18 protein-coding genes are annotated in these 15171 nt (G+C 59.9%); 16 read left to right on the top strand and 2 right to left on the bottom strand.

The features are described from left to right. The first annotated feature begins 36 nt into the window (after positions 1 to 36). The 3 genes from AFK67_RS15260 (at position 37) to AFK67_RS15250 (ending at position 2097) form a co-directional block, all read left to right on the top strand. Positions 37 to 399: a MerR family transcriptional regulator gene (locus AFK67_RS15260; RefSeq protein ID WP_007712669.1), complete on the top strand. Its 363-nt coding sequence runs from the start codon at positions 37 to 39 to the stop codon at positions 397 to 399. A gap of 55 nt (positions 400 to 454) precedes the next feature. Beyond that, on the top strand, positions 455 to 832 hold the full coding sequence (locus AFK67_RS15255; protein ID WP_007712672.1) for a carboxymuconolactone decarboxylase family protein: 378 nt from the start codon (positions 455 to 457) through the stop codon (positions 830 to 832). 125 nt (positions 833 to 957) lie between these two features. After that, positions 958 to 2097, top strand: coding sequence for a 3-phenylpropionate MFS transporter (locus AFK67_RS15250; protein WP_038870276.1), 1140 nt, complete (start codon positions 958 to 960; stop codon positions 2095 to 2097). Here AFK67_RS15250 and csiE read toward each other — a convergent pair. Beyond that, complete coding sequence (csiE, locus tag AFK67_RS15245) at positions 2094 to 3374, bottom strand: stationary phase inducible protein CsiE (RefSeq protein ID WP_032966470.1); 1281 nt, start codon at positions 3372 to 3374, stop codon at positions 2094 to 2096. The genes AFK67_RS15250 and csiE overlap by 4 nt on opposite strands. 125 nt (positions 3375 to 3499) lie before the next feature. On the opposite strand from csiE, the gene AFK67_RS15240 reads away from it, so the two are divergent. Then, a complete protein-coding gene (locus AFK67_RS15240; protein ID WP_032966472.1) occupies positions 3500 to 4147 on the top strand; it encodes a DUF1007 family protein in 648 nt (215 codons plus the stop codon). After that, complete coding sequence (locus AFK67_RS15235; RefSeq protein ID WP_007712682.1) at positions 4138 to 5115, top strand: nickel/cobalt transporter; 978 nt, start codon at positions 4138 to 4140, stop codon at positions 5113 to 5115. The genes AFK67_RS15240 and AFK67_RS15235 overlap by 10 nt, the downstream gene beginning before the upstream one ends. 199 nt (positions 5116 to 5314) lie before the next feature. On the opposite strand, the gene suhB is transcribed toward AFK67_RS15235, so the two are convergent. After that, positions 5315 to 6118, bottom strand: coding sequence for an inositol-1-monophosphatase (gene suhB, locus AFK67_RS15230; protein WP_038883071.1), 804 nt, complete (start codon positions 6116 to 6118; stop codon positions 5315 to 5317). A 121-nt stretch (positions 6119 to 6239) separates the two neighbouring features. On the opposite strand from suhB, the gene trmJ reads away from it, so the two are divergent. The 11 genes from trmJ (at position 6240) to sseB (ending at position 15083) form a co-directional block, all read left to right on the top strand. After that, positions 6240 to 6983 carry a tRNA (cytosine(32)/uridine(32)-2'-O)-methyltransferase TrmJ gene (trmJ, locus tag AFK67_RS15225; RefSeq protein ID WP_007712696.1) on the top strand — a complete coding sequence of 248 codons (744 nt, stop codon included), beginning with the start codon at positions 6240 to 6242 and terminating at the stop codon, positions 6981 to 6983. 124 nt (positions 6984 to 7107) lie between these two features. Continuing rightward, complete coding sequence (gene iscR / locus AFK67_RS15220; RefSeq protein WP_007712698.1) at positions 7108 to 7596, top strand: Fe-S cluster assembly transcriptional regulator IscR; 489 nt, start codon at positions 7108 to 7110, stop codon at positions 7594 to 7596. 116 nt (positions 7597 to 7712) lie between these two features. After that, positions 7713 to 8927, top strand: coding sequence for a cysteine desulfurase (gene iscS, locus AFK67_RS15215; RefSeq protein WP_007712700.1), 1215 nt, complete (start codon positions 7713 to 7715; stop codon positions 8925 to 8927). A 28-nt stretch (positions 8928 to 8955) separates the two neighbouring features. After that, positions 8956 to 9342 carry a Fe-S cluster assembly scaffold IscU gene (gene iscU / locus AFK67_RS15210; RefSeq protein ID WP_004385925.1) on the top strand — a complete coding sequence of 129 codons (387 nt, stop codon included), beginning with the start codon at positions 8956 to 8958 and terminating at the stop codon, positions 9340 to 9342. A 24-nt stretch (positions 9343 to 9366) separates the two neighbouring features. Continuing rightward, a complete protein-coding gene (gene iscA / locus AFK67_RS15205) occupies positions 9367 to 9690 on the top strand; it encodes an iron-sulfur cluster assembly protein IscA (protein ID WP_007712703.1) in 324 nt (107 codons plus the stop codon). A gap of 81 nt (positions 9691 to 9771) precedes the next feature. Then, a complete protein-coding gene (gene hscB, locus AFK67_RS15200) occupies positions 9772 to 10287 on the top strand; it encodes a co-chaperone HscB (RefSeq protein ID WP_007712707.1) in 516 nt (171 codons plus the stop codon). Positions 10288 to 10302: 15 nt separating this feature from the next. Further along, the gene (gene hscA, locus AFK67_RS15195) at positions 10303 to 12153 is read left to right on the top strand and encodes a Fe-S protein assembly chaperone HscA (protein WP_007712710.1); all 1851 of its coding nucleotides are present in this window, start codon (positions 10303 to 10305) and stop codon (positions 12151 to 12153) included. Position 12154: 1 nt separating this feature from the next. Next, complete coding sequence (gene fdx, locus AFK67_RS15190; protein ID WP_038883073.1) at positions 12155 to 12490, top strand: ISC system 2Fe-2S type ferredoxin; 336 nt, start codon at positions 12155 to 12157, stop codon at positions 12488 to 12490. Position 12491: 1 nt separating this feature from the next. Further along, entirely contained in the window at positions 12492 to 12692 is a 201-nt protein-coding gene (gene iscX, locus AFK67_RS15185) for a Fe-S cluster assembly protein IscX (protein ID WP_007664159.1), read from the top strand. Positions 12693 to 12755: 63 nt separating this feature from the next. Beyond that, complete coding sequence (gene pepB, locus AFK67_RS15180) at positions 12756 to 14042, top strand: aminopeptidase PepB (protein WP_007712717.1); 1287 nt, start codon at positions 12756 to 12758, stop codon at positions 14040 to 14042. Positions 14043 to 14285: 243 nt separating this feature from the next. After that, positions 14286 to 15083, top strand: a complete 798-nt coding sequence (gene sseB, locus AFK67_RS15175) for an enhanced serine sensitivity protein SseB (protein WP_032966474.1) — start codon at positions 14286 to 14288, stop codon at positions 15081 to 15083. The last annotated feature ends 88 nt before the right edge of the window (positions 15084 to 15171 follow it).

Here is a 15171-nt window from a genome sequence, read left to right as displayed (position 1 = left end):
GGCCTTTTTTTATGGTCTTACTACACAGGCACCGCTATGCGCATACAGGAATTCTCAACGCTGACCGGCCTTAGCGTGCATACGCTGCGCTATTACGAAAAGCTGGGGCTGCTGGTGCCTGCGCGCAACGCGAGCGGGCACCGGGACTATCGGCGTGCCGATCTCGACTGGGTCGCGTTTATTAAACGCCTGAAGGAAACGGATATGCCGCTTGAGGCTATCCAGCGTTACGCGCATCTGCGCGCGCAGGGAGACGCGACCGCGGCCGAACGGCGTGAACTGCTGGCGCAACACGCTCAGCATCTGGAGGCGCGGCTCGCGCAACAGGCCGAGCATCTGGCGCGCCTGAAAGAGAAGATGGCGTATTACGATCAGACGCTGTTAAAAAACAGCGCTTGACCTGGAGTTAACTCGAAGCTTTACCGTTATGCGCATCACACAAAAGGAGAACGGTATGACTTCATCACGTTATGACACAGGACTTGCGCGACTGGCGGAAATCGACGGCGCGGCAGGGCAGAAGGTGATTAAAGCGCTGGCCGATATCGCCCCCGATCTGGGGCGCTACGTTATCGAGTTCGGCTTCGGCGATGTCTACAGCCGCCCCGGGCTGTCGCTGAAAAGTCGGGAACTAGCGACGGTCGCTGCGCTCACCGCGCTTGGCCACGCGCAGCCGCAGCTGGCGGTCCATCTGCATGCCGCGCTGAACGTCGGCTGCACGCGCGAAGAAATAATCGAAGTGATTATCCAGATGTCGCTGTACGCTGGCTTCCCGGCGGCGCTGAACGCCATGTTTACCGCCAAAGCGGTGTTTGCTGAAGCGGGCGTGTAACACCCGAAAGGCCGCTTCAGCGGCCTGTCTGCAAACCGGATGCGCAATGTTATGGCGTTGTTATGCATCGCTTGCAACCCCCCGCCTTTCCCGCCAGACTAACGCCTCCAAAACGGGAGGGAATCATGGTTTTGCATTCCACGCGCTGGCTGGCGCTCAGCTATTTCACCTACTTCTTTAGCTACGGTATTTTTCTGCCCTTCTGGAGCGTCTGGCTCGCGGGCGTCGGCGTCGCGCCGGAAACCATCGGTCTGCTGCTCGGCTCAGGCCTCGTCGCGCGCTTTCTCGGTAGCCTGCTGCTGGCGCCGCGCGTGAAAGATCCCTCCCGCTTAGTCTTCGCACTGCGCCTGCTGGCCACACTGACGCTGGTTTTCGCGCTCGGCTTCTGGTTCGGGCATCAGACCGCCTGGCTGTTTGTCATTCTGGTCGGTTTTAACCTCTTTTTCTCGCCGCTGGTGCCGCTCACCGACGCGCTCGCCGCCACCTGGCAGCGCCAGATAACGATGGACTACGGGCGCGTGCGCCTGTGGGGATCGCTGGCGTTTGTGATTGGCTCCGCGCTCACCGGCAAGCTCGTCAGCAGCTACGACTACCGGGCGATTCTGGCGTTGCTGTCGCTTGGTGTGGCCTCGATGCTTATCGGGATGATGCTGAAGCCGTCCGTGATGCCGCAGGGCGAAGCGCGCCACAATGAGGCCGCGGGCTGGCCGGTGTGGCGCAAGCTGGTTAGCGAAAACTGGCGCTTTCTCGCCTGCGTCAGCCTGTTGCAGGGCGCGCACGCCGCCTATTACGGCTTCAGCGCGATTTACTGGCAGGGGCAGGGCTATTCCGCCTCGGTGGTGGGGTATCTCTGGTCGCTCGGCGTGGTGGCGGAAATTGTCATCTTCGCGCTCAGTAAAAAACTCTTCAGCCGGTTTGGCGCGCGCGATCTGCTGCTGCTCTCCGGCGTGCTGGGGATTATCCGCTGGGGACTGATGGGGTGGACGACCGCGCTGCCGTGGCTCATCGTGGCGCAGATCCTGCACTGCGGCAGCTTCTCCATTTGCCACCTGGCGGCGATGCGCTATATCGCCGCGCGCGAAGGCTCAGAAGTTATCCGCCTGCAGTCGGTGTACTCCGCCGTGGCGATGGGCGGCGGCATCGCCGTAATGACCGTGTTCGCGGGCTTCCTTTACCAGCACCTCGCGGGCGGCGTGTTCTGGGTGATGGCGCTGGTCGCGCTTCCCGCGCTGTTCCTGCGCCCGAAAGTGGCGGCGCGCGCTTAAGCCTCCAGAATCTCCCGTATGCGCTGCTGCTGCTGTTCGCCAAGCGGCAGCGTGGCGTGGATCAGCGGCGGCGAGAAAAGCGGCAACGAGGTGGTGTACGGCGTCACAATCAGCGCCACCTCTTTTGGCGCGCCTTCCTGCTGGAAGGTATGCAGCGTCAGATGTTTAATATTAAGCGGCAGCAGGGTAAGTTCTCGTAGCTGCTGCTCAATGTCCGCCTCAAGCTGCGCGTCGTTGCCCGTCAGCAGCAGCACCTGTTTCTCATGCAGATCCGCCTCCTGCATCAGCCACGCGCCGAAAATCACCGCCACCAGACCCACCTCTTCATCGGAAAACGCCACCTGGTATTCCTCTTCAAAGCGGTCAAACGCTTTGCGGGTGGTGCGCATCAGGCGAGGGTAGAGGCGGTTAATCTCTTCCGGCAGCGCATTGTCGATGCCGATGCCGAACAGGCTGCGGTCAAGCGCCTGACATAAATGGATATAGAGCTGATCGGCAAGCCCTTGTTCATCGCTGAAGGCCATGCCGGAAAGCTCGCGAAAGCGGGCGATAAGCGAGCCGACCGCCTGGCGCAGCCGGTGATCTTCCGGATGCGCGTCGCGCAGCGGGTCGGGCGTGCGCAGCATCATAAACAGCAGCGCCAGGAAGCAGTGTTCGTTGACGTGTGGCGACTGGGCGACGCGGCGCTGCCAGTGGCGCACGATCTCCTGGGCGGCGAGAAACTCCGCGCGGGCGCGCATCCAGAGCTGCTGCGGCTCGGTGAACTCCGGCGTCAGGCCGTAATGGTGCTGCACCAGGCAATATTGCAGGTAGAGGCGCAGGAACTGTACGTCGCGCGCTTCGAACTGACGGTTCAGACGGCGCGCGCAGAGGTTGACCAGCGCGTGTAAATTCGTATCGTCATACAGCGCCGTTGCAATGCCGTGCTGGCGCAGTTCGCTTTTCAGCGCAGGCGTGAAATGCTGCTGGATAAACTGCGGGCACAGGCGCAGCGCCCGGCGCAGCCAGTGCAGCAGGCACAGACGTCTGTCTAACGCGGTGCCTTCAATCCGGTAGCTGCCGTCCTGCTGGGTGATAATACTCAACCGGTGGTATCGCTGAATTTCGTCGCCGGTTTCGGCAATGTCCTGACGGGCGATGGCGCCGTCGACGCCATTGAGCCTGCCCAGGCTTTCTGGCGTGATGGTCTGGCCCGGCAGGTAGAGCATTAAAAGTACCTGGCAGCGGCGCTGCGGACTGGAAAGCACAGATGGTGGAGGGCAGAGCAGAGTCATCATCCGTTTTGTCCAGTGAGTGAGATTAATGCTAAGAATAGCTAAAGGATCGTTGAATGCCGTTCAGGGTGCGCAGTTTGATCGCGGAATTCTGGCTGGCTCACAGAATTTTTCGTCAGAGGAAGATAATGAGCGCACGTCTTTACCCGGTAATGGTTGCTGCGGCTGTAGTGATGCTGGTTCCGGCGCAGCAGGCCGCGGCGCATCCGCATAGCTTTATCTCATTGAAAACCGAGATTGTCAGCGAAGCGGGGCAGATAACCGCGCTTAAAATGCGCTGGAAAATGGACGAAATCACTTCAGCAGATCTACTGTATGACGCGGGCAGCGCCGCGCCCGGCTCGCCGGTGTGGAAAAAGCTGGCGGCGGAAGTGATGGCGAACGTTATCGGCCAGCACTATTTCACCGAGTTCTGGCATAACGGGCAGAAGGTGAAGTTCGCCGCCACGCCGCAGGACTATGCGCTGGCGCGCGAAGGGCATCAGGCGGTGTTGACCTTTACGCTGCCGCTTGCGCATCCGCAAAAAGCGCAGGGCGAGCGCTATACCTTCGCGACGTTCGATCCGACGTACTACGTGGCGATGAGTTATGACGCGCCGCGCGACGTGACCCTGGGGCAGGGGCTTCGCGAGCGCTGCAAAGTGGCGGTGAAGACGCCGCAGCCGGATGTGGCGGTGCAGCGCTTCGCGCTGTCGCTCGATAAAGCCGACGCGCCGCCAGAGGATATGGATTTAGGTAAGCAATTTGCTCAACAGGTGACGTTGCAATGTCAGTGATTTCAACCCCGTTTGCCGCACGCCGTCTGGTGCATTTCTGGCCGCTGGCGCTGTTTGCGGTGCTGGCGCTGGCGGGCGGCGTATGGCTGTGGCTGGCGTGGCCGCAGGTGCTGATGAAAAGCGCCGTCTGGCAGCGCGATATCAACCGCGAGATGAGCGCGCTGCTGCAACAGGTGGCGCAGAACCCGACGCGCGCCGGCGGCTCGCTGCTGCTGTTCAGCTTTGTCTATGGCGTGCTGCACGCGCTCGGGCCGGGGCACGGTAAAGTCGTGATCGCGACCTGGCTTGCCACGCATCCGTCGCGCCTGAAAACGAGCCTGACGCTGACGTTCGCGTCATCGCTGTTGCAGGGGCTGGTGGCGATTACGCTGGTGACCGTGGTGCTGACGGTGCTCGCGCTGCCGGCGCGGCAGCTGCATCTGAGCGGCTACTGGCTCGAAAAGGGCAGTTATCTGCTGGTGGGCGCGCTGGGGCTGCTGCTCTGCTGGCGCGCGGGCAGCGCGCTGCGCAGGTTGTTGCGCCGCCCGGTGTTCACCGCGTTTACCCCGCACCATACACACAGCGAGACCTGCGGCTGCGGACATCAGCATCTGCCGACGCAGGCGCAGCTGGAGCGCGGCGAAGACTGGCGCGCGCGGCTTATGGTGGTGCTCTCCATGGGAATGCGCCCGTGCTCCGGCGCGCTGATGGTGCTGCTGTTCAGCAAGGTGATCGGCGTCTTTGGCTGGGGTGTGGCTTCGGCGCTGGCGATGGCGGCGGGAACGTCCCTGACCCTCTCGGGCATCGCGCTATTTGTGCATAGTTTCCGCCGCCTGGCCGCCCGGCTCGGCGGACAGACAACCCCGCCCTTGTGGCGCAGGACGGGCGGGGCGACGCTCGCGCTTGCCGGCGGCGTGGTGTTAGTGGTCGCCGCGCTGGTGATGTGGTTAAGCGCCGCGCCTGTCGCGCAGGGGTTGCGACCGTTTTAAAGGTGGGGCGAGGCGTTTGGGCGTTGGTGGGTACGCTGCGCTTACCCACCCTACCTGGTTTGCGGGCAGGTATCAGGAATAGGGCGGGTAAGCAAAGCGCACCCGCCATCTTACAAATCGAATCCACCCGCCATCCCAAACAAACAATAAAAAAGGCAGGGCGCTTTCGCGGCCTGCCTTTCTCGTACTGAAGAGCGGATTAACGCTTCAGCGCTTCGCTCAGCTCATCACGCATGTTGCCCAGCATCGCTTTCACCATGCGCGGGTTACCGGCGACGATGTTGCCGGTCATCATGTAATTGTGGCCGCCCACGAAATCGCATACCAGACCGCCCGCTTCACGCACCAGCAGCTCGCCTGCGGCGAAATCCCACGGTTTCAGGCCGATTTCAAAGTAACCGTCCACACGGCCAGCGGCTACATAGGCCAGGTCCAGCGCGGCGGAGCCGGTGCGGCGGAAATCGGCGCACTGGGTAAAGAGTTTGGTCACGATGTTCATGTACGGGGTGGCGTGCTGTTTGGCTTTAAACGGGAAGCCGGTCGCCAGAATGGTGCCGTCCAGATCGCGAGCGGTGCTGCCGCGCAGGCGGTAGCCGTTCAGCTGCGCGCCCTGGCCGCGAACGGCGGTGAAGAGTTCGTTACGCATAGGATCGTAAACCACGGCGACTTCCGCGCGGCCTTTGATGCGTACAGCGATAGAAACCGCGAAGTGCGGAAGACGTTTAACGAAGTTGGTGGTGCCATCCAGCGGATCGATAACCCATTGAATATCTTGCTCGGTGCCGGCGTGTTCACCGCTTTCTTCGGTGATGATGGTGTGTTGCGGGTAGGACTGACGAATGGTGTCGATAATAATGCGCTCTGCGCCTTTATCCACGTTAGTCACAAAATCGTTGCTGCCTTTCTGGCTGGTCTCAACGGCGTCCGGGGTTTCGTAGTTTTTGGCGATAAAATTTCCGGCCTTGCGCGCAGCACGCACGGCGATGTTGAGCATCGGATGCATCAGGTTTCTCTCACTGGATGTTAAAGAACGGGAAAACGGCGCGGAGTATAGCAGAGGGTTCGGAATATGTCTCAGGTTTATGATAGGATGTCCCGATATTCTTTATTCATACTGAGTCGCTATGCTGCAAAACATTCGTATCGTGCTGGTAGAAACCTCTCACACCGGCAACATGGGTTCCGTCGCCCGCGCCATGAAAACCATGGGGCTCACCAATCTGTGGCTGGTGAATCCGCTGGTGAAACCGGATTCGCAGGCCATCGCGCTCGCCGCAGGCGCCAGCGATGTGATCGGCAACGCGCAGATCGTCGATACGCTTGATGAAGCGCTGGCGGGCTGTAGCCTGGTGGTCGGCACCAGCGCGCGTTCGCGCACGCTGCCCTGGCCGATGCTCGACCCGCGCGAATGCGGACTCAAGAGCGTGGCGGAAGGCGCGCACGCGCCGGTCGCGATTGTGTTTGGCCGCGAGCGCGTTGGGCTGACCAACGACGAGCTGCAAAAGTGCCACTACCATGTCGCGATTGCCGCGAACCCGGAATATAGCTCGCTGAATCTCGCGATGGCCGTGCAGGTTATCGCCTATGAAGTGCGCATGGCCTGGCTTGCCACGCAGGAGACCGACGCCGCGGCGCATCATGAAGAAGAAACCCCGTATCCTTTAGTGGACGACCTGGAGCGTTTCTACGGTCATCTTGAGCAGGTTTTGCTCTCCACCGGCTTTATCCGTGCGAATCATCCAGGCCAGGTGATGAACAAATTACGCCGCCTGTTTACCCGCGCGCGCCCGGAAAGTCAGGAACTTAACATCCTGCGCGGCATGCTGGCGTCGATTGAAAGCACCCGGAAAGACGAGCCTAATACTTGAGTAAAATACTCGGGTAAATAGTTGACCAAATTACTCGGGAATGTCAGACTTGCGCCTGCTATGCAATACCCCCATTTTCATAAAAACCCCCGCGTCGAGGGGCGAGCTTGAGGTTAAGTAAGACATGAGACTGACATCTAAAGGGCGCTATGCCGTGACCGCAATGCTGGACGTTGCGCTCAACTCCGAAGCAGGTCCGGTGCCGTTGGCAGATATTTCTGAACGTCAGGGGATCTCCCTTTCTTATCTGGAGCAGTTATTCTCTCGCCTGCGTAAAAATGGCCTGGTGGCCAGCGTACGCGGTCCGGGCGGCGGTTACCTGCTGGGTAAAGACGCGGGCCAGATTGCGGTGGGTGCCGTGATAAGCGCCGTGGATGAGTCTGTCGACGCGACGCGTTGTCAGGGCAAAGGCGGCTGCCAGGGCGGTGATAAATGCCTGACCCACGCGCTGTGGCGCGATTTAAGCGATCGTCTGACCGGTTTTTTGAACAACATCACTTTAGGTGAACTGGTGAACAACCAGGAAGTGCTGGACGTCGCTGACCGTCAGCACAATGAAGCACATCGCCCGACCCGCGCTCAGGACGCTATCGACGTTAAACTGCGCGCTTAAAAAAATAATACGCTTTTCCCGAATCAGGCCAGGATGCTCCGGCATCCTGTAGACTGCGGCGTACATCCAGCCGGCTGCCTGATTCACCGCTTTGAGATGTACGGAGCTTAAGAGCAATGAAATTACCGATTTACCTCGATTACTCCGCGACCACGCCGGTGGACCCGCGCGTCGCCGAGAAAATGATGCAGTTTTTAACGATGGACGGAACCTTCGGTAACCCGGCCTCCCGCTCCCACCGTTTTGGCTGGCAGGCGGAAGAGGCAGTGGATATCGCCCGTAACCAGGTAGCCGATCTCATCGGCGCGGACCCGCGCGAAATCGTCTTTACCTCTGGCGCGACCGAATCCGACAACCTCGCTATTAAAGGTGCGGCCAATTTCTATCAGAAAAAAGGCAAGCACATCATCACCTGCAAAACCGAGCATAAAGCGGTGCTCGATACCTGCCGTCAGCTGGAGCGCGAAGGCTTTGAGGTGACCTACCTTGCCCCGCAGAGCAACGGCATTATCGATCTTAAAGAACTCGAAGCCGCGATGCGTGACGACACCATTCTGGTCTCCATCATGCACGTGAACAACGAAATCGGTGTGGTGCAGGATATCGCCACCATCGGCGAAATGTGCCGCGCGCGTGGCATCATCTACCACGTTGACGCCACCCAGAGCGTGGGCAAACTGCCTATCGATCTGTCCCAGCTGAAAGTGGATCTGATGTCCTTCACCGGCCACAAAATCTATGGTCCGAAAGGCATCGGCGCGCTCTACGTGCGTCGCAAACCGCGTATTCGCATCGAAGCGCAGATGCACGGCGGCGGTCACGAGCGCGGCATGCGTTCCGGTACGCTGCCTGTTCACCAGATTGTCGGCATGGGCGAAGCCTATCGTATCGCCAAAGAAGAGATGGCGACCGAGATGGAGCGCCTGCGCGGCCTGCGCAACCGCCTGTGGAACGGCATCAAAGATATCGAAGAAGTTTACCTGAACGGCGACCTGGAGCAGGGCGTTCCGACCATCCTGAACGTGAGCTTCAACTACGTGGAAGGCGAGTCGCTGATCATGGCGCTGAAAGACCTGGCCGTTTCTTCCGGTTCCGCCTGTACGTCTGCGAGCCTTGAGCCGTCTTACGTGCTGCGCGCGCTGGGTATGAATGACGAGCTGGCGCACAGCTCTATCCGTTTCTCTCTGGGCCGTTTCACGACTGAAGAAGAGATCGACTACACCATCGAACTGGTACGCAAATCCATCGGCCGCCTGCGCGACCTCTCTCCGCTGTGGGAGATGTTTAAGCAGGGCGTGGATTTAACCACCATCGAATGGGCTCATCATTAATCGGTATCGGATTCAGGAGAAATAACACATGGCATACAGCGAAAAAGTCATCGATCATTACGAAAACCCGCGCAACGTCGGCTCTTTTGACAACAACGACGACAACGTCGGCAGCGGCATGGTCGGCGCGCCGGCCTGCGGCGACGTGATGAAGTTGCAGATCAAAGTCAACAATGAAGGTATCATTGAAGACGCACGCTTTAAAACCTACGGCTGCGGCTCCGCTATCGCGTCCAGCTCGCTGGTCACCGAGTGGGTAAAAGGCAAATCCCTGGATGAAGCGCAGGCAATTAAAAACACCGACATCGCAGACGAGCTCGAACTGCCGCCGGTTAAAATTCACTGCTCTATCCTGGCGGAAGACGCCATCAAAGCCGCTATTGCGGACTATAAAAGCAAACGTGAAGCAAAATAATCATTGATGAGTTGAGGTTGTAGTATGTCGATTACCCTTAGCGACACCGCCGCCGCGCGCGTCAACGCTTTCCTGGCCAACCGCGGTAAAGGTTTTGGCCTGCGTCTTGGCGTTCGCACGTCCGGCTGTTCCGGCATGGCCTACGTGCTGGAATTTGTTGACGCACCGCAGCCAGAAGATACGGTGTTCGAAGACAAGGGCGTGAAGGTGGTGGTCGATGGTAAAAGCCTGCAATTCCTTGATGGCACTCAGCTGGACTTCGTCAAAGAAGGTCTGAACGAAGGGTTTAAATTCACCAACCCGAACGTAAAAGATGAGTGCGGCTGCGGCGAAAGCTTTAACGTCTGATAATCTTTCCCGCCTCTCCCCGTCTGCGCCCGCCGCAGGCGGGGTATTCGCTTTATCACGTTGACTGACCCCGAGACTGTTATGGATTACTTCACCCTCTTTGGGCTGCAGGCCCATTATGCGCTGGACAGTGCCCAACTGGCGGCGCGTTACCAGGATCTGCAACGTCAGTATCATCCCGATAAATTCGCAAGCCACTCCCAGGCCGAACAGCTGGCGGCGCTCTCCCAATCCGCCACCATCAATCAGGCATGGCAAACGCTGCGCCACCCGCTGACGCGCGCCGAATATCTGCTCTCTCTGCACGGTTTCGATCTGGCTAATGAACAGCACACCGTGCGCGACACCGCGTTTCTGATGGAACAATTAGAACTGCGTGAAGCGCTGGACGAGATTGAGCAGGCTAAAGACAGCGACCGCCTTGAGGCGTTCATCCGTAACGTCAAAGCCATGTACCAGGAACGCCATCAGCATATGGTGACGGAGCTGGACAACGAGGCGTGGGCGCAGGCGGCTGACACGGTGCGCAAGCTGCGTTTTCTCGACAAGCTTTTAAGCCAGTCAGAACAACTCGAAGAAAAGTGGCTCGATTTTTAATTCTGGAAGCTCAACATGGCCTTATTACAAATCAGTGAACCCGGCATGAGTAGCGCGCCGCACCAGCGCAGACTGGCGGCGGGCATCGATCTCGGCACCACGCACTCGCTGGTCGCGACCGTGCGCAGCGGTCAGCCGGAAACGCTGGCGGATCATCAGGGCCGCGCTCTGCTGCCGTCCGTGGTGCACTACCAGGCGCAGGGCTATACCGTTGGTTATGACGCCCGCGCCCAGGCGGCGGACGATCCGGTTAACACCATCAGCTCCGTGAAGCGCCTGATGGGCCGCTCTCTCGCCGACATCCAGACGCGCTACCCGCACCTGCCGTATCAGCTGCGCGCAAGCGAAAACGGCCTGCCGATGATCGACACCCCGGCAGGGCTGTTGAACCCGGTGCGCGTCTCCGCCGATATCCTCAAAACGCTCGCTGAACGCGCGCGTGAAGCGCTGGCAGGCGAGCTCGACGGCGTGGTGATCACCGTTCCGGCCTATTTTGACGATGCGCAGCGCCAGGGCACCAAAGACGCGGCGCGTCTTGCCGGGCTGCACGTCCTGCGTCTGCTGAACGAACCGACCGCGGCGGCGATCGCCTACGGCCTCGATTCCGGCCAGGAAGGTGTTATCGCCGTTTACGATTTGGGCGGCGGCACCTTTGATATCTCCGTGCTGCGCTTAAGCCGCGGCGTGTTTGAAGTGCTGGCGACCGGCGGCGATTCCGCGCTCGGCGGGGACGATTTCGATCACCTGCTGGCGGATTATATTCGCGAGCAGGCGGACATTGCCGATCGCAGCGATAACCGCCTTCAGCGCCAGCTGCTTGACGCCGCGACCCAGGCGAAAATCGCGCTCAGTGACGCCGATGTCGCGCAGGTCAACGTGGCGGGCTGGCAGGGCAGTATTACCCGCGAGCAGTTCAATGAACTCATCGCGCCGCTCGTTAAACGCACCTTGCTTTCGTGCCGTCGCGCGCTGAAAGATGCGGGCGTGGACGCGAACGACGTGCTGGAAGTAGTCATGGTCGGCGGCTCGACCCGCGTGCCGCTGGTGCGCGAGCGCGTCGGCGAATTCTTTGGCCGCACGCCGCTCACCTCCATCGACCCGGACCGCGTGGTAGCTATCGGCGCTGCGATCCAGGCCGATATCCTGGTCGGCAACAAGCCAGACAGCGAAATGCTGCTGCTGGACGTTATCCCGCTCTCGCTTGGTCTTGAAACCATGGGCGGCCTCGTGGAGAAAGTGATCCCGCGCAACACCACCATTCCCGTGGCGCGCGCGCAGGAGTTCACCACCTTCAAAGATGGCCAGACCGCGATGGCTATCCACGTTATGCAGGGCGAGCGTGAGCTGGTGCAGGATTGCCGGTCGCTGGCGCGCTTTACGCTGCGCGGCATTCCGGCGATGCCGGCGGGCGGCGCGCATATCCGCGTCACCTTCCAGGTGGACGCCGACGGCCTGCTGAGCGTCACCGCGATGGAGAAATCCACCGGCGTGGAAGCCTCCATCCAGGTAAAACCGTCCTACGGTCTGACCGATGGCGAAATCGCGAGCATGATTCAGGATTCCATGAGCTTTGCCGAGCACGACGTGAAAGCGCGTATGCTCGCCGAGCAGAAAGTGGAAGCCGCCCGCGTGCTGGAAAGCCTTGAGGGCGCGCTGAAAAGCGACGGCGCGCTGCTAAGCGCCACCGAGCGCGCCGCTATCGACGACGCGATGACGCAACTGCGCGCCGCCGCCGGTGGCGATGACGCCAGCGCCATTGAAGACGCGATAAAAAATACAGATAAACAGACCCAGGAGTTCGCCGCGCGCCGTATGGATGAGTCCATCCGTCAGGCGCTGAAAGGCCACTCCGTCGACGAGGTTTAATATGCCTAAGATTGTTTTTTTGCCTCATCAGGATCTTTGTCCGGATGGCGCAGTACTGGAAGCGCAACGCGGTGAAACCATTCTTGACGTTGCGCTGCGCAACGGCATTGAAATTGAACATGCGTGTGAAAAATCGTGCGCCTGCACCACCTGTCACTGCATCGTGCGTGAAGGCTTCGATTCGCTGCCGGAAAGCACCGAAGATGAAGACGACATGCTGGACAAAGCCTGGGGGCTGGAGCCGGAAAGCCGTCTGAGCTGCCAGGCGCGCGTGACCGATGAAGATCTGGTCGTTGAGATGCCGCGTTACACCATCAACCACGCTAGGGAGCATTGATATGGGACTGAAATGGACCGACAGCCGCGAAATCGGCGAGGCGCTGTATGACAGCCGCCCGGACGTGGACCCGAAAACCGTGCGCTTTACCGATATGCACCAGTGGATCTGCGACCTCGAGGATTTCGATGACGATCCACAGGCCTCTAACGAAAAGGTTTTAGAGGCTATACTGCTGGTCTGGTTAGACGAAGCAGAATAACGCAACGGGCTGCCAGAAGGCGGCCCGTTTTCGTTGCGTATAAGGCGATATAAGGAAAATAAAATGACCGAAGCCATGAAGATTACCCTTTCCCACGAGCCTGCCGACGCTCGCTGGGGTGAAAAAGCGTTCTACAGTTTTACGCAGGACGGTATCGTGCTGCATCTGACGGGCAAAGACGATTTGCATCTTATCCAGCGCGCCGGGCGTAAAATTGACGGCCAGGGGCTCAAACACGTTGAACTCGCGGGCGACGGCTGGGATGTCGAGAAAAGCTGGGCGTTCTGGATGGGCTATCGCGGCCCGAAAGGCAAACGCACCGTCACCTGGGCACCGCTTGACGACGCGCAGCAGAAAGAGCTCAACAGCCGCCTGAAAGTCATCGACTGGGTGCGCGATGTGATTAACGCCCCGGCGGAAGAGATGGGGCCGGAGCACCTCGCGCAGCGCGCGGTGGATCTGCTGGCGGACGTCGGCGGCGAGCGCGTGAGCTACCGCATCACCAAGGGCGAAGATCTGCGCGAGCAGAACTACCTCGGGCTGCACACCGTAGGCCGAGGCTCAGAACGCCCGCCGGTGCTGCTGGCGCTCGACTTCAACCCGACGGGCGACGCTAACGCGCCGGTTTACGCCTGCCTGGTCGGTAAAGGCATTACGTTCGATTCCGGCGGCTACAGCATTAAACAGACCGCGTTTATGGATTCGATGAAATCCGACATGGGCGGCGCGGCGCTGGTGACCGGCTCGCTCGCCTTTGCCATTACCCGCGGCCTGAACAAGCGCGTGAAGCTCATTCTCTGCTGCGCGGATAACATGATAAGCGGCAACGCGTTCCGCCTCGGCGATATCATTCGCTATCGCAACGGCAAGACCGTTGAAGTGATGAACACTGACGCCGAGGGCCGCCTGGTGCTGGCGGACGGGCTGATTGACGCCAGCGCCCAGAAGCCTGAGCTGATTATCGACGCCGCGACGCTGACCGGCGCGGCCAAAACCGCGCTCGGCAACGATTACCATGCGCTGTTCAGCTTTGACGACGCGCTCGCGAACCGTCTGCTGCAAAGCGCGCAGGCGGAAAACGAAGCCTTCTGGCGTCTGCCGCTGGCGGAGTTTCACCGCAACCAGCTGCCGTCTAACTTTGCCGAACTGAACAACACCGCAGGCGGCGCGTACCCGGCGGGCGCCAGCACCGCGGCAGGTTTCCTGTCGCACTTTGTGGAAAATTATCAGCAGGGCTGGCTGCATATCGACTGCTCCGCGACCTACCGCAAAGCAGCCGTCGAGCAGTGGGCGGCGGGCGCGACCGGTATCGGCGTGCGTACCCTGGCGAACCTGTTGACCGGCGAATAATCTTCGCCGCGTGAAGGGCGGTTGATGGCGTTAACGGCGGGTGCATACAAACAACGTCTTATCCCTGTAGGGTGGATAAGCGAAGCGCACCCACCAACGCGATAATAATGTAAGCGGCGATTGCACCGCCTTTATCCGCCTTACATCACCATTAACGCGATGCCGCAGGTTTCCCCCTCTCCGGCAGGAGAGGGCCGGAGTAAGAGACGTTTCTCTTACTCATTACTGACAAATACAAACGCTATGTCCGAAACGAAAAACGAAAACAACGCAGAAAAAAACGAACTCGAAACCCTGCTTGAAAAAGCGGCGGCGGAGCCGGCGTTCCGCCCGGCCTTTTTCCGCACGCTGCTGGAATCAACGGTATGGGTGCCGGGCGAAGCCGCAGACGGCGAAGCGGTCGTGGCCGAGAGCGCGGTAGATCTTCAGCACTGGGAAAAAGATGACGGCACGTCGGTGATTCCGTTCTTCAGCTCACCGGCCGCTCTTGAGCAGGCGGTCGAGGGCGAACAGGCATTCGTGGCCATGCCGGTGCGAACGCTCTTTGAAATGACGCTCGGCGAAACGCTGTTCCTCAACGCCAAACTGCCGACCGGCAAAGAGTTCACGCCCAATGAAATTCGCCATCTCATCAGCCCGGAAGGCTCGGCGCTCAGCCAGCAGGAAGTGCTGGAAGGCGGCGCTTCGCTGCTGCTGTCCGAAGCGGCTGAACCGCCCGCGCAGATGATTGAATCTCTGACCCTGCTGTTTAAAGAGATGAAAACGGTCAAGCGCGCCTGGCTGTGCCTCCTGAAAGAGCGGGCCGACGAGCCTGCGAACTATCTTATTGGCATTGAGGCGGAGGGCGATATTGAGCCGATTATCAACGCCGCCGGCAGCGTGGCGACCGATACGCTGCCGGGCGATGAACCTGTCGATATCTGCCAGGTCGTGGAAGGCGAGAAGGGCATCAGCCACTTTATGATGGCGCACCTGACGCCGTTCTATGAGCGCCGCTGGGGCAGCTTCCTGCGCGACTTCAAACAAAACCGCATTATTTAACGTCAGACCTTCCCACGCGGCGCACCACGCCGCGTTTTTCTTCCTCGTTAACCCGTTGTTTTCTGTAGCAAGTCAAAATCTGGTAGGC

Origin of the sequence: Cronobacter dublinensis subsp. dublinensis LMG 23823 (genome assembly GCF_001277235.1) — a bacterium.
GTDB classification, from domain to species: domain Bacteria; phylum Pseudomonadota; class Gammaproteobacteria; order Enterobacterales; family Enterobacteriaceae; genus Cronobacter; species Cronobacter dublinensis.
The sequence above is the reverse complement of the archived record's forward strand: the minus strand, read 5'-3'. Positions and strand labels throughout refer to the sequence as shown.

Excerpts from the sequence above, each read along its gene's own strand:
- pepB (WP_007712717.1), top strand. The coding sequence starts at position 12,756 with ATGACCGAAGCCATGAAGATTACCCTTTCCCACGAGCCTGCCGACGCT.
- sseB (WP_032966474.1), top strand. The coding sequence starts at position 14,286 with ATGTCCGAAACGAAAAACGAAAACAACGCAGAAAAAAACGAACTCGAA.
- iscX (WP_007664159.1), top strand. The coding sequence starts at position 12,492 with ATGGGACTGAAATGGACCGACAGCCGCGAAATCGGCGAGGCGCTGTAT.
- iscU (WP_004385925.1), top strand. The coding sequence starts at position 8,956 with ATGGCATACAGCGAAAAAGTCATCGATCATTACGAAAACCCGCGCAAC.
- iscR (WP_007712698.1), top strand. The coding sequence starts at position 7,108 with ATGAGACTGACATCTAAAGGGCGCTATGCCGTGACCGCAATGCTGGAC.
- fdx (WP_038883073.1), top strand. The coding sequence starts at position 12,155 with ATGCCTAAGATTGTTTTTTTGCCTCATCAGGATCTTTGTCCGGATGGC.
- suhB (WP_038883071.1), bottom strand. The coding sequence starts at position 6,118 with ATGCATCCGATGCTCAACATCGCCGTGCGTGCTGCGCGCAAGGCCGGA.
- hscB (WP_007712707.1), top strand. The coding sequence starts at position 9,772 with ATGGATTACTTCACCCTCTTTGGGCTGCAGGCCCATTATGCGCTGGAC.
- AFK67_RS15240 (WP_032966472.1), top strand. The coding sequence starts at position 3,500 with ATGAGCGCACGTCTTTACCCGGTAATGGTTGCTGCGGCTGTAGTGATG.
- hscA (WP_007712710.1), top strand. The coding sequence starts at position 10,303 with ATGGCCTTATTACAAATCAGTGAACCCGGCATGAGTAGCGCGCCGCAC.
- iscS (WP_007712700.1), top strand. The coding sequence starts at position 7,713 with ATGAAATTACCGATTTACCTCGATTACTCCGCGACCACGCCGGTGGAC.
- AFK67_RS15250 (WP_038870276.1), top strand. The coding sequence starts at position 958 with ATGGTTTTGCATTCCACGCGCTGGCTGGCGCTCAGCTATTTCACCTAC.
- AFK67_RS15235 (WP_007712682.1), top strand. The coding sequence starts at position 4,138 with ATGTCAGTGATTTCAACCCCGTTTGCCGCACGCCGTCTGGTGCATTTC.
- trmJ (WP_007712696.1), top strand. The coding sequence starts at position 6,240 with ATGCTGCAAAACATTCGTATCGTGCTGGTAGAAACCTCTCACACCGGC.
- iscA (WP_007712703.1), top strand. The coding sequence starts at position 9,367 with ATGTCGATTACCCTTAGCGACACCGCCGCCGCGCGCGTCAACGCTTTC.
- csiE (WP_032966470.1), bottom strand. The coding sequence starts at position 3,374 with ATGATGACTCTGCTCTGCCCTCCACCATCTGTGCTTTCCAGTCCGCAG.
- AFK67_RS15260 (WP_007712669.1), top strand. The coding sequence starts at position 37 with ATGCGCATACAGGAATTCTCAACGCTGACCGGCCTTAGCGTGCATACG.
- AFK67_RS15255 (WP_007712672.1), top strand. The coding sequence starts at position 455 with ATGACTTCATCACGTTATGACACAGGACTTGCGCGACTGGCGGAAATC.